Source organism: Vibrio chagasii, assembly GCF_024347355.1.
GTDB lineage: Bacteria > Pseudomonadota > Gammaproteobacteria > Enterobacterales > Vibrionaceae > Vibrio > Vibrio chagasii.
Genome location: NZ_AP025465.1, coordinates 2507532 through 2520486, shown reverse-complemented (window position 1 = coordinate 2520486; position 12955 = coordinate 2507532). Strand labels below are relative to the sequence as shown.

Here is a 12955-nt window from a genome sequence, read left to right as displayed (position 1 = left end):
AAAAAAATTGCCGCCCTAGAAGTTTTGGGGCGGCCTTTTAATAGCTCGGCATAGACCGCAGCAAACGTGAAAACTACTGGTTAAGGGAAAATATGCACAACGGCGTGATGAAGGCATGGCTCGAGTCTTCACACTTGGCTGGCGCCAATGCAACGTACGTAGAAGAACTCTATGAACTGTATCTAAGTGACCCCGATTCGGTAAGTGACGAATGGAGAAGTGTTTTTGAAGAATTGCCTGTGCAAGCTTCAGAAGCGGTGGAACAACCACACTCTCGTGTTCGTGAATACTTCCGTCGACTCGCTCAAGAAACAAAGCATTACAGTGTCCAAGTTAGTGATCCAGATGTCGATGCGAAACAAGTAAAAGTTCTGCAACTGATTAATGCTTATCGATTCCGAGGGCATCAAGCAGCAAATCTAGACCCCCTAGGTTTATGGAAGAGAGCGACAGTTGATGAACTGGACCCTTCTTTCCACACTCTTACCGAAGAAGACCTCAATGAGACGTTTAACGTCGGCTCTTACGCGATTGGCCAAGAGACGATGGTGCTTAAAGATTTACACAAATCTCTAAAGCAAACCTATTGTGGTTCAATTGGTGCTGAATACATGCACATGACTAATACAGAGCAAAAACGTTGGATTCAACAACGTTTAGAGTCTGTGTCTGGTCAACCCTCTTTCAACAAAGAAGAAAAGCAAGCTTTCCTAGAAGAGCTAACCGCTGCTGAAGGTCTTGAGCGCTATCTTGGTGCGAAATTCCCAGGCGCGAAACGTTTCTCGTTGGAAGGTGGTGATGCACTTATCCCAATGACGAAAGAGATCATTCGTCATGCTGGTGGACAAGGCATGCGTGAAGTCGTTGTTGGTATGGCTCACCGTGGTCGTCTAAACATGTTGGTTAACGTGCTTGGTAAAAAGCCGCAAGACCTGTTTGACGAGTTCGCGGGTAAGCACGACGAAACGTGGGGTACTGGTGATGTTAAATACCACCAAGGTTTCTCTGCGGATTTCGCGACACCAGGTGGCAACGTTCACTTAGCACTAGCATTTAACCCATCACACTTAGAAATCGTAAACCCAGTGGTTATCGGTTCAGTACGTGCACGTCAAGATCGCCTGGGTGATACTGATGGTAGCCGTGTACTGCCAATCACGATTCACGGTGACTCAGCAATCGCTGGTCAGGGTGTTGTGCAAGAGACGTTTAACATGTCTCAAGCTCGTGGTTTCTGCGTAGGTGGTACGGTTCGTATCGTTGTAAATAACCAAGTTGGTTTTACAACGTCTAACCCTCGCGACACACGCTCTACGATGTACTGTACCGATATCGCTAAGATGGTACAGGCTCCGATTTTCCACGTTAATGCTGATGATCCAGAAGCGGTTGCTTTTGTTGCTCGCTTAGCACTGGATTACCGTAATACTTTCAAACGTGATGTTGTTATCGACCTAGTTTGTTACCGTCGCCACGGTCACAACGAAGCCGATGAGCCGAACGCAACTCAGCCTTTGATGTATCAAAAAATCAAGAAGCACCCAACACCACGTAAGCTTTACGCTGACGTGCTAATGGAGCGCGGTGAGTTTGGTATTGATACGGCAACTCAACTGGTTAACGAATATCGTGACGCACTTGATCACGGTGAAGTTGTGGTTAAAGAGTGGCGCCCAATGGCACTTCACTCTGTAGACTGGTCTCCTTATCTAGGTCACGACTGGAATATTGACTGGGATAACAAGGTTGATATCGAGCGTCTAAAAGAGCTTGGTACTAAGATCTGTCAATATCCAGAAAGCCACAAGCTACAAAGCCGAGTTAATAAACTGTACAACGATCGTACTGCCATGGTGAATGGTGAGAAACAAGTCGATTGGGGTATGGCTGAAACTTTGGCTTACGCAACACTTGTTGACGATGGCAAGCGTATTCGTATCTCTGGCCAAGATTCAGGCCGTGGTACTTTCTTCCACCGTCACTCAGTACTGCACAACCAATCAGACGCAAGCACGTATGTTCCTCTTGCGAACATTCATGATAAGCAGGGTCCATTCCAAGTATTTGACTCAGTATTGTCTGAAGAAGCAGTGCTAGCGTTCGAGTATGGCTACGCAACAGCAGAGCCAAGCGGTCTAACCCTTTGGGAAGCGCAATTTGGTGACTTCGCAAACGGTGCACAAGTTGTTATTGACCAATTTATTTCGTCAGGTGAGCAAAAGTGGGCACGTCTATGTGGCTTGACTATGCTGCTTCCTCACGGTTATGAAGGCCAAGGTCCAGAGCACTCTTCTGCACGTCTTGAGCGTTACCTTCAATTATGTGCTGAACAAAATATGCAGGTTGTTGTTCCTTCAACACCAGCACAGGTTTACCACATGATTCGCCGTCAGGTTGTTCGACCAATGCGTCGTCCACTGATTGTAATGTCACCTAAGTCATTGCTTCGTCACCCGCTGTGTACGTCTTCTCTAGAAGATCTAGCAGACGGTACGTTCCAACCAGCTATCGCAGAGATTGACGATATCGCTCCTGAGAACGTAAAACGCGTCGTATTCTGTTCAGGTAAGGTTTACTTCGACCTACTTGACCAAAGACGTAAGAACGAGCAAGACGACGTTGCTATTGTTCGTATTGAGCAGCTATACCCATTCCCTTACGAGGATGTTCGCGCTGCAATTGCACAATACACAAATGTCGTTGATTACGTTTGGTGTCAAGAAGAGCCTCAGAACCAAGGTGCTTGGTACAGCAGCCAACATAACTTCCGAGCTGCTATCCCAGTAGGCGCTGATATTCAATACGCAGGTCGTCCTGCATCAGCATCACCAGCTGTAGGCTATATGTCGGTACACTTGAAACAACAAAAAGCGTTAGTAGATGACGCTCTGACCCTACCAAAGAACTAGAAGTAAAAGGAAAATACAGACATGACAATTGAAATTCTGGTTCCAGATTTACCTGAATCTGTGGCTGATGCAACAGTTGCTACTTGGCACAAAAAACCAGGCGAAGCGGTTGCACGTGATGAAGTCATTGTAGATATCGAAACAGATAAAGTAGTTCTAGAAGTACCAGCTCCTGAAGCGGGTGTTCTGGAAGCGATTATTGAAGACGAAGGTGCTACGGTACTTTCTAAGCAGCTTATTGCTAAGTTGAAGCCTGGCGCGGTTGCAGGTGAGCCAACGACTGATACAACAGAAGAAACAGAAGCATCTCCTGATAAGCGTCACAAAGCGGCGCTAACAGAAGAGAGCAATGACGCACTAAGCCCAGCTGTACGTCGCCTTCTAGCTGAACACAACCTACAACCAGCTGACGTTAAAGGCACTGGTGTTGGTGGTCGTATTACTCGTGAAGACATTGACGCACACCTAGCGGCAGCGAAAGCGGCGCCGGCAGCAGCTGCACCAGCGGTTGAAGCGCCAGCGGCAGCTCGTAGCCAGAAGCGCGTGCCTATGACTCGCCTACGTAAGACAGTAGCAAACCGTCTTCTAGAAGCGAAGAACAGCACTGCAATGCTAACGACTTTCAACGAAGTAAACATGAAGCCAATCATGGACCTTCGTAAGCAGTACAAAGACCAATTCGAGAAGCGTCACGACACGCGTCTTGGTTTCATGTCTTTCTACGTGAAAGCGGTAACTGAAGCGCTTAAGCGTTACCCAGAAGTAAACGCATCTATCGACGGTGATGATATCGTTTACCATAACTACTTCGATATCAGCATGGCAGTATCTACGCCACGTGGTCTAGTGACTCCAGTTCTAAAAGACTGTGACACACTAGGTTTCGCTGACATCGAAAAAGGCATCAAAGAGCTAGCGATCAAAGGCCGTGATGGCAAGCTAACTGTTGATGAGCTAATGGGTGGTAACTTCACTATCACAAACGGTGGTGTATTTGGCTCTCTAATGTCTACGCCAATCATCAACCCGCCTCAAGCGGCAATCCTGGGTATGCACAAAATCCAAGAACGTCCAATGGCTGTTGACGGCAAAGTAGAAATTCTACCAATGATGTACCTAGCGCTTTCTTACGACCACCGTCTAATCGATGGCCGTGAATCAGTTGGCTTCCTAGTGACCATCAAAGAGCTTCTAGAAGATCCTGCACGTCTGCTATTAGACGTTTAGTATCGCTAAAACGTCTAGTTAACCCAGTTAGCTAGACGTTAAAAGTTTCAAAGGCTAGGCTGCTCAACACCTGGCCTTCACTTGAGCTGTTAAGCCATTACAAAATGGACAGCAGTTGATTTGAGAAGACCCTACAGACGTAACACAGGTAACTGTGTCGTTATGGAAATAATAATCCCTTAAGGGAAAATAAACGGAATATCAAAATGAATTTGCATGAATACCAAGCCAAACAGCTGTTTGCAGAATTCGGTTTGCCTGTACCAGAAGGCTTCGCATGTGATACAGCACAAGAAGCTTTCGAGGCTGCTGGTCGTATCTCAACTGAGAAAAAAGTTGTTAAGTGTCAAGTACACGCTGGTGGCCGTGGTAAAGCGGGCGGCGTAGAGCTACACGACACAAAAGAAGGCGTTAAAGAGTTTGCACAAAAGTGGCTAGGTAAAAACCTAGTGACTTACCAAACAGACGCAAATGGTCAGCCTGTAACTAAGATCCTAGTTGAAGAAGCGTCTAACATCGCTAACGAACTTTACCTAGGCGCTGTTGTTGACCGCGCAACTCGTAAAATTGTATTCATGGCGTCAACTGAAGGCGGTGTGGACATCGAGAAAATCGCTGAAGAAACTCCAGAGTTGATTCACCAATCTGCGATCGATCCTCTAGTAGGTCCTCAAGCTTACCAAGGCCGTGAACTGGCGTTCAAACTTGGTCTAGTTGGCGATCAAATCAAACAGTTCGTTAAGATCTTCATGGGTCTTGGTGAAATGTTCGCTCAGTACGACCTAGCTCTACTGGAAATCAACCCACTAGTAATCACTGGTGAAGGCAACCTTCTTTGTCTAGATGGCAAGATCAACATCGACTCAAACGCGATGTACCGTCAGCCTAAACTACGTGAAATGCACGATCCATCTCAAGAAGATGAGCGCGAAGCACACGCAGCACAGTGGGAACTAAACTACGTAGCATTAGATGGTAATGTTGGCTGTATGGTTAACGGTGCAGGTCTAGCAATGGGTACGATGGATATCGTTAACCTACACGGCGGCAAACCAGCAAACTTCCTTGATGTAGGCGGCGGCGCAACTAAAGAGCGTGTAGCTGAAGCATTCAAGATCATCCTTTCTGATGACAATGTTAGCGCAGTACTAGTAAACATCTTCGGTGGCATCGTACGTTGTGACATGATCGCTGAAGGTATTATCGGTGCGGTTAAAGAAGTAGGCGTAACAGTTCCTGTAGTTGTTCGTCTAGAAGGTACTAACGCAGACCTAGGTCGTGAAGTACTTGCTAATTCTGATGTTGATATCATTGCAGCTGAATCTCTAACAGATGCTGCTCAGAAAGTTGTTGCTGCTGCGGAGGCGAAATAATGTCTGTACTAATTAACAAAGACACTAAAGTAATCTGTCAGGGTTTCACTGGCGGTCAAGGTACATTCCACTCAGAGCAAGCTATCGCATACGGTACGCAAATGGTTGGTGGTGTATCTCCAGGTAAAGGTGGTCAAACTCACCTTGGTCTTCCTGTATTCAACACAGTACGTGAAGCAGTAGAAGTGACTGGCGCAACGGCAACAGTTATCTACGTACCAGCACCTTTCTGTAAAGATGCAATCCTTGAAGCGATCGACGCAGGTATCGAGCTGATCGTAACGATCACTGAAGGTATCCCAACGACAGATATGATCGACGTTAAAGTGAAGCTAGAAGAAACTGGCGTTCGCATGATCGGTCCTAACTGTCCAGGTCTTATCACTCCAGACGAGTGTAAGATTGGTATCATGCCTGGTCACATTCACAAGAAAGGTAAAGTAGGTATCGTATCTCGTTCAGGAACTCTTACTTACGAAGCAGTTAAGCAAACAACAGACGAAGGCTTCGGTCAGTCTACATGTGTTGGTATCGGTGGTGACCCAATCCCAGGCTCAAACTTCATTGATATCCTAAAACTGTTCCAAGAAGACCCTGAGACTGAAGCAATCGTAATGATTGGTGAGATCGGTGGTACCGCGGAAGAAGAAGCGGCGGCGTTCATCAAAGAGAACGTAACTAAGCCAGTTGTTTCTTACATCGCAGGTGTTACTGCTCCTCCAGGTAAACGTATGGGCCACGCTGGCGCAATCATCTCTGGCGGTAAAGGTACTGCTGAAGACAAATTCGCAGCACTAGAAGCAGCAGGCGTTAAGACAGTTAAGTCTCTTGCTGACATCGGTAAAGGTCTACGTGAGATTACTGGTTGGTAATCAGTGCTTTAAGCGATAAATAATAAAAAGGCTTGGTCGATGACCAAGCCTTTTTTGTATGTTTTTTTAGATGCGCGATGCGAGAGCGTAACGTTAAGCTCGGCTCTTAACCATCTGAGACAACATAAACATCGTAGCAGCACTAATCACTACAGATGGGCCTGCTGGTGTGTCGTAGAACCAAGATAGGCTCAACCCACCACATACTGCGACTGAGCCAATAATTGAAGCAAAGAATGCCATCTGCTCAGGTGTACTTGAGAACTTTCTTGCTGTTGCTGCAGGGATAATCAGTAATGATGTCATGATTAACGCACCAACAAACTTCATACCAACAGCAATCACGATGCCGACCAGTAACATTAGAATCAGACGCATTAAATCAATGTTGATACCATCAACCGCTGCAAGATCTTCGTTTACCGTTGTCGATAACAGCGGTCGCCAAAAGATAGTTAACACCAGTCCAATGACAGCCGCACCTGCATAAATGAACATTAAATCTGTCGGGGAAACGGCAAGCAGGTCACCAAATAGGTAGCTCATCAGGTCGACACGAACGTTATCGAGAAAGCTAACTGCGACTAAGCCTAGTGATAGCGCACTGTGTGCAAGAATGCCGAGTAGGGTGTCGGTGGCAACAAGCTTCTGTTTTTGGAGTGTTACTAGGAGTACAGCCAACATCAAGCAGCAAATCAGCAGCGCGAAATAAAGATTAATATTGAATAGGAAACCAAGCGCTAAACCCATTAACGATGCGTGAGCCAATGTGTCACCAAAGTACGCCATCTTACGCCACACTACGAACGACCCGAGTGGACCTGCAATAAGCGCAATGCCTAGGCCAGCGAGAATAGAAGGTAAAAGAAACTCAAGCATTAGTGGTGATGTCCGTGTTTATGGTTAGAGCAGTCATGTACATCTCCAGATACAGGCTGGCCTGCTAAGTCATGGTGATGGTGGTCATGTTGGTGATGGTAGAACGCCAAGCTCTCTTGCACCGCGGTACCGAATAGGGCGATGTAAGAAGGGTGATGCTTGATATCTGCAGGCGCACCTGAACAACAGATGTGGTGGTGTAAACAGATCACGTCGTCTGTTTTTGCCATCACTAAATGTAAGTCGTGTGAAACCATAAAGACTGCACAGCCAAAGCGGTGACGAATAGAATCAATCAGTTCGTAGAGATCGATTTGACCTTGTACATCTACGCCTTGTGCAGGTTCATCAAGAACCAATAGGTCTGGCCTTCTCAAGAGAGAACGAGCAATTAGTACGCGTTGGTTTTCACCACCTGATAGCTGATGCATGTTGCTTTTCATCAGATGCTCAGCGCCAACGAGTTTTAGAGCTTCCAAGATCTCTTGTTTACTGAATCTACCGGTGAGCTTAAGGAAACGCTCTACATTGAGAGGCAGAGAATCATTCAGCTTTAGCTTTTGAGGAACATAACCAATTTTTAGTTTTTTTGATTTGGTAATCTTTCCAGAGTATTTGTGTTGGAGCCCAAGTAGTACTTTTACTAGGGTTGATTTTCCCGCACCGTTTGGCCCAATTAGGGTAGTGATTCTGCCACGCTCTAAATTTAGAGAGATATTGTCTAGGACTTTTCGACCGTCAAACTCGACGCTCACAGAATCTAGTTGGATTAAGTTATCCATGAATAGAACTCATTTGCAATTCGCTAATGTTATAATGTAACATTTACCTCAAGCCTAAGCTACTTTTCTATTATCGAGGAATTATGTCACGTTCATCTTATATACTTGCTACTTTGCTTTTAGCGCCAAGTGTTGCAAGTGCTAATACCATTCTAACAAGCTTCAAACCAATTCAAATGATTGTGACAGAATTAACGCAAGGCGTTAGTGAACCGGATGTGTTGATGAACAGCAATGCTTCGCCGCACGATTATGCGCTTAAACCGTCTGATGTCAAAAAAGTTCACAGTGCAGACATGGTTGTTTGGTTTGGCCCTGACTTAGAAGCGTTTCTGACTAAGGTGATTGAATCGAATGATAACGTTATCGAAATCGGTAAAATCCCTGGTATCAACTTACGAGAGTTTGGTCATGAAGAGCATGATCACGGTGCACATGAAGGGCACCATCATGGCAGCCATGACCCACACTTTTGGTTAGGCATCGATCAAGTGGAAGTAGCTGCTAAGTACATTTCAGATAAGCTAATTGAAACTGACCCAGATAATGCAATGGCGTATCAAGAGAATCTAGATTCATTCCTGATTGCATTGAAAGAGAAACAGCAGTCTATTCGCGAGCAACTGGCTCCAGTGAAAAACAAAGGCTACTACGTTTTCCACGATGCGTATGGTTACTATGAAGAAGAATTTGGCCTAAATAACTTAGGTCATTTTACAGTAAGCCCAGAGCGTAAACCGGGTGCAAAAAGCTTGATTGCGATTAAGAAGACAATAGTACGTGAAAACGTTCAATGTGTGTTTTCTGAGCCTCAATTTACACCGGCTGTAATTGACTCGGTGACTCGAGGAAGCAATGCGAAACAAGGTCAATTAGACCCAATTGGTTCTACAGTTGAAGTGAAGAGTGGAAGTTATTTCGATTTTCTTCAGCAACTTACCGATAGCTACGCAAGCTGTCTAAGTGCAAAGTAATCAATAGTAAGTAACTTTTACTCTACTTTGCTCTCTATATGATTATGAATAATGCCGCTTTTTGCGGCATTTTCGTGACCGCTAAGATAAAACCTTTCAACAAACAATAAACCTTCTTTCTCCTTCGTAGATTTCCGCTAAAATGGAAAGATAATAATAAGCACAAAAAAACTCAGTTTCTGGTCGAGCAGGTTAAGACATTGCGGTAGCCGAAACTTCATACGTTGTTGCTGTTCAGGATTAGAAGTTGTATCGAATTGTCTTCCGAATGTTCATGCTAATGAGCATTTCATTTAGCGCTCTTGCGTTAAATACATCACCGTCTGTCTTTTATCCTTTGCCTGTTCAAGCGCAAGGGAATTTTCTCGCGGCTAAAAATCTCTATCTAGGCGCAGGTGGTGGGCTTTGGATCCATGATGTGCATGGAAAAGTCCTGTTTTACGATGGTCGAGCTTTGCTACCACGAAAAGGCAGCCTGCTACAGTTCTCATCGGAACGCGTTGCTTTCCTGAACGATGAGTTTTGGACGTTTTTTGATAATGAGGTATATCGACATACTCCTGGGCTTGGTAACGAGCTTGCATTTAGCCTTAGCCCTGGTTCAGAGATAACCAATATTGGTGCCTCTGACAATTATATCTGGGTGACCGACGGCAATAATTTCTACACCTATAATACTCAGTCGTTAGAATTTAATACCTATTCACTTCTCAAACTGTACCGATACAACAACAGCAGCGACATTACGATTAATGATGCTGAGTGGGTATTATCAAAATGGGTATTGGCAACCAGTTCCGGCACTTACCTATCCGAAAATCAAGAATTTACTCATGTTGCAGCCTCCGATAAACACTACATCGAGACCGTGTACTTTTCGAATGCGCGACGTGAATTACTGATTGGTACATTAAATGGTGTTGTGATTGTTGATTTGGCTAATTCTGAGAAAGAGACCAAGATCAATGGCTCGCATGTGCTCTCTGTTGCTGAAACCACGAATCAATATTGGATTGGTACTGAGCACGGCTTGATTAGCTACAACTTTATTACCGGCGAAATCACTCGTTTTGAACAAGCTGCTAACCAAGACTTTTCGTTACCGGGCGAGAAAATTTACTCACTAATTAACGATCATGCTGGTGGGATGTGGGTCGCGACCAACAACGGTATTCGGTATTTTTCTTTGTTTAGTAAGACATTCTCAAGAACGCCACTCACCGGAATGGGCATGCACTCCAGCAGTATGGTGATCAATAAAGTTGAGCCAATCGGTGAGCATCTATCTTGGGTGGCATCTTCGATGGGCCTCTACCTCGTTGATTCTGAAACTGAAGAGAGGCCTAGGCGCGTATATCCCAAACCAGTACAGGACTTTCAGGTTTTTGGTAGGTCAATTTGGTTGGCGACCGAAGAAGGGATTATAAGCTTCAATACCGAGACGTTGGAGTTTGAAGCGCTGAATTTGCCAAGAGCCATTGAAGGCGTCCACATCGAGAATTTTGCTCTTCAAGGTGATAACACCCTTTGGATGACCTCTGGTCAAAGCCTCTATTCATTATCGATCGACCATATGGAGCTTACGGGCTACGGAATGGATTGGTTGGTGGATAAGTTCCTGCCAGCAAAAATTACAGATCTAAATATTGGTTTACAAGGTCGCGTCTACATCGGCACCGACCATGGCTTCTATTCCTTTGTTGATAAACGGATCAGTTTTAGTCGTTCCAGCGAACGATTTGGCAAAGTGGTTGATATAGAAAAAGCTAATGATGGCTCTCAGTGGTTTGCGGGTAGTTATGGCGTTTATCGGATCCCTTACGATGGTTCGATGATAGAAGAGATAGCCTTGGTTGAAGAGAATATCAGTCCGAGTTGTCTGATTAGCGATGAGAATGGTGTGTGGTTGGGGTCTTCAAAAGGACTTAGCTATTATGGACTGGATGGTCAACTGCAAAAGCACATAGGTTCACCATTTGGCTTGATCACCAATGAATTGGCGGCCGGTGCATGTGAACTCTTTTATAGTGAGGAGAATCAATCCTCACGGTTAGTTTTAGGTTCTAAGTATGGTGTGGTGAGTGCATTGTCTAATGAGTTGTTGGTATCTACCACGCCTCATAGCCGAGCATTGCTGAGTAAGATAAGTGTTAACCAAAAGACCGTATCATTGGGTGGGAAGGCCGCGGATTTAGCCGAGATCCCTTATGGTTCATCGATTGGCTTTAAGCTAGGCACTTTGCCTGCTACATTTGCCCCTGCGATGGAGTATCGACTCAATGATGATGAACCTTGGAGTGAGTTTGAAGGTGGCTTATTAACACTCGACCACTTGCTTCCGGGAGATTATACGCTCGAAGTGAAGCCAGTAAAGGATTCACACTATCGTTTTGTCTCCACCAATCAAAGCTTCTCTATAGCGGAACCTTGGTATCTCAGTAATTGGGCTGCTGCGAGCTCTCTTATCTTACTGATTTGTGTGGTCACCATTTTGGTTTTTTGGCGTTCGCGTTACGTCACTTTTGCCAACAGACATCTTAAAGCACAAGTAGCTTTGAAAACTGATCAGTTGAGGCACCAAAGTCGGATACTACTGACGACTAATCTGCAACTTAAGAAGCAGTTATCGGTTAAGAATGCGCTTGTGTCTCATACAGCCGACGAACTCTCTTCAGAGGTTAACCAAGTTGCAGCCATGCTCCCTAATTGGAGTGATGAACAAGGTAAATCGCCGATTCTTGCGTTAAAGAATGGTTTGGCTCAATTGAGTAATCGCCGGCAAGGTAGTGGTGCCGTTGGTTACGATATGATCTTAATCTTGGAGTCGGTGCTTAAGGCGTGGCAAGAAGACTTAGCTAAAGCCGGTATTGAGCTAGAGATAAAAGTAGAGACGAAACATAGACATGTCTCTTTGCTGTATTTTAATCTAGACATCATCTTCAATAGCCTGATCGCGAGCATCATCAAGCGTAACTTTAAGTCGCAGAGTATGGTGGTCATGGTGGAGGAGCTGAAAGAACACTTGGTCGTTACCATTTTAGATCATGGCATGCCTTTCCCTAAGTTAACTTCCAGTATTAGTGACAACAGTGGTAAGTCGACCGACTTAAACATAGAAAAGTTGCCATTGCTGATGAATCAGAGTGGTGGTGAAATCAATGCCTTTGTGTCGGATTCCCAAAATAAGGTTCAGCTTACTTGGCCAATCGACTATCAGGTATTAGATAGTCTCGAAACCAGTACAATAGAGCAGATTGAGACTATTAAGCTCGCTAATACCTCACCTGAGCAGTTAAAGCTTAGTGCAGAGCAAGAGTGGAAGAACCGAGTGTCTCAGCTTGTTAGTGAGCACTACGCTGATGCTGAGTTTGGTACCGCTACTGCTGCTAAGTATCTATTTATGTCTGAGAGAAGCTTACAAAGGCGCTTTAAGATGGCTTATAACAAGACCTTTAAAGAACATTTGAATGAGGTTCGCTTGGAGCATGCGTGTGAGCGGTTACTCGCGGGAGAGAAGATATCAGACGTTGCTTTTGACTCTGGCTTTAATGACCCGTCTTATTTCAGCCAAAGGTTCAAACATCACTTTGGTGTGTCTCCATCTAAGTTTGCTGAAAACAGTGAAGACTAGAGCGAACAATATTAACCAGCCAGTCTTACGCTAACGACAGATAGTTTCATTGAAGCCTCGACATTCGTGTTGGGGCTTTTTTATGCTTCTACGAGATACGAGATACGAGATACGAGATACGAGATACGAGATACGAGATACGAGATACGAGATACGAGATACGAGATACGAGATACGAGATACGAGATGTTTGGGTTAGTTTTTTGAAGATTGTTTTGCAGGGATTAAACAAGATAAGAAAAAAAATATCGTGGTATAGCCGGGGGGACTATACCACGGGTGCCAATGACACCTTCGCTTGCTGCCGG

Annotated in this window: 8 protein-coding genes; 6 read left to right on the top strand and 2 right to left on the bottom strand. The window is 45.0% G+C overall.

The window, feature by feature from the left end; all coding sequences use genetic code 11:
- The first annotated feature begins 92 nt into the window (after positions 1-92).
- The 4 genes from sucA to sucD all read left to right on the top strand — a co-directional run bounded on the left by sucA (position 93) and on the right by sucD (position 6381).
- The gene (gene sucA / locus OCV52_RS11475; protein ID WP_128159791.1) at positions 93-2909 is read left to right on the top strand and encodes a 2-oxoglutarate dehydrogenase E1 component; all 2817 of its coding nucleotides are present in this window, start codon (positions 93-95) and stop codon (positions 2907-2909) included.
- Positions 2910-2930: 21 nt separating this feature from the next.
- Positions 2931-4136 carry a 2-oxoglutarate dehydrogenase complex dihydrolipoyllysine-residue succinyltransferase gene (gene odhB, locus OCV52_RS11470; protein WP_004737917.1) on the top strand — a complete coding sequence of 402 codons (1206 nt, stop codon included), beginning with the start codon at positions 2931-2933 and terminating at the stop codon, positions 4134-4136.
- A gap of 206 nt (positions 4137-4342) precedes the next feature.
- Positions 4343-5509 (top strand): ADP-forming succinate--CoA ligase subunit beta, encoded by a 1167-nt coding sequence (sucC, locus tag OCV52_RS11465; protein ID WP_004737918.1) that lies wholly within the window; start codon positions 4343-4345, stop codon positions 5507-5509.
- A complete protein-coding gene (gene sucD, locus OCV52_RS11460) occupies positions 5509-6381 on the top strand; it encodes a succinate--CoA ligase subunit alpha (RefSeq protein WP_004737919.1) in 873 nt (290 codons plus the stop codon). The genes sucC and sucD overlap by 1 nt, the downstream gene beginning before the upstream one ends.
- 93 nt (positions 6382-6474) lie before the next feature.
- On the opposite strand, the gene znuB is transcribed toward sucD, so the two are convergent.
- Both znuB and znuC read right to left on the bottom strand, forming a co-directional pair.
- On the bottom strand, positions 6475-7260 hold the full coding sequence (znuB, locus tag OCV52_RS11455; RefSeq protein WP_137407938.1) for a zinc ABC transporter permease subunit ZnuB: 786 nt from the start codon (positions 7258-7260) through the stop codon (positions 6475-6477).
- The gene (znuC, locus tag OCV52_RS11450) at positions 7260-8042 is read right to left on the bottom strand and encodes a zinc ABC transporter ATP-binding protein ZnuC (RefSeq protein WP_061034153.1); all 783 of its coding nucleotides are present in this window, start codon (positions 8040-8042) and stop codon (positions 7260-7262) included. Before znuC ends, znuB begins: the two co-directional genes overlap by 1 nt.
- Positions 8043-8125: 83 nt before the next feature.
- On the opposite strand from znuC, the gene znuA reads away from it, so the two are divergent.
- Both znuA and OCV52_RS11440 read left to right on the top strand, forming a co-directional pair.
- On the top strand, positions 8126-9016 hold the full coding sequence (znuA, locus tag OCV52_RS11445) for a zinc ABC transporter substrate-binding protein ZnuA (RefSeq protein WP_137407937.1): 891 nt from the start codon (positions 8126-8128) through the stop codon (positions 9014-9016).
- Positions 9017-9284: 268 nt separating this feature from the next.
- Positions 9285-12647, top strand: coding sequence for a helix-turn-helix domain-containing protein (locus tag OCV52_RS11440; RefSeq protein WP_137407941.1), 3363 nt, complete (start codon positions 9285-9287; stop codon positions 12645-12647).
- The last annotated feature ends 308 nt before the right edge of the window (positions 12648-12955 follow it).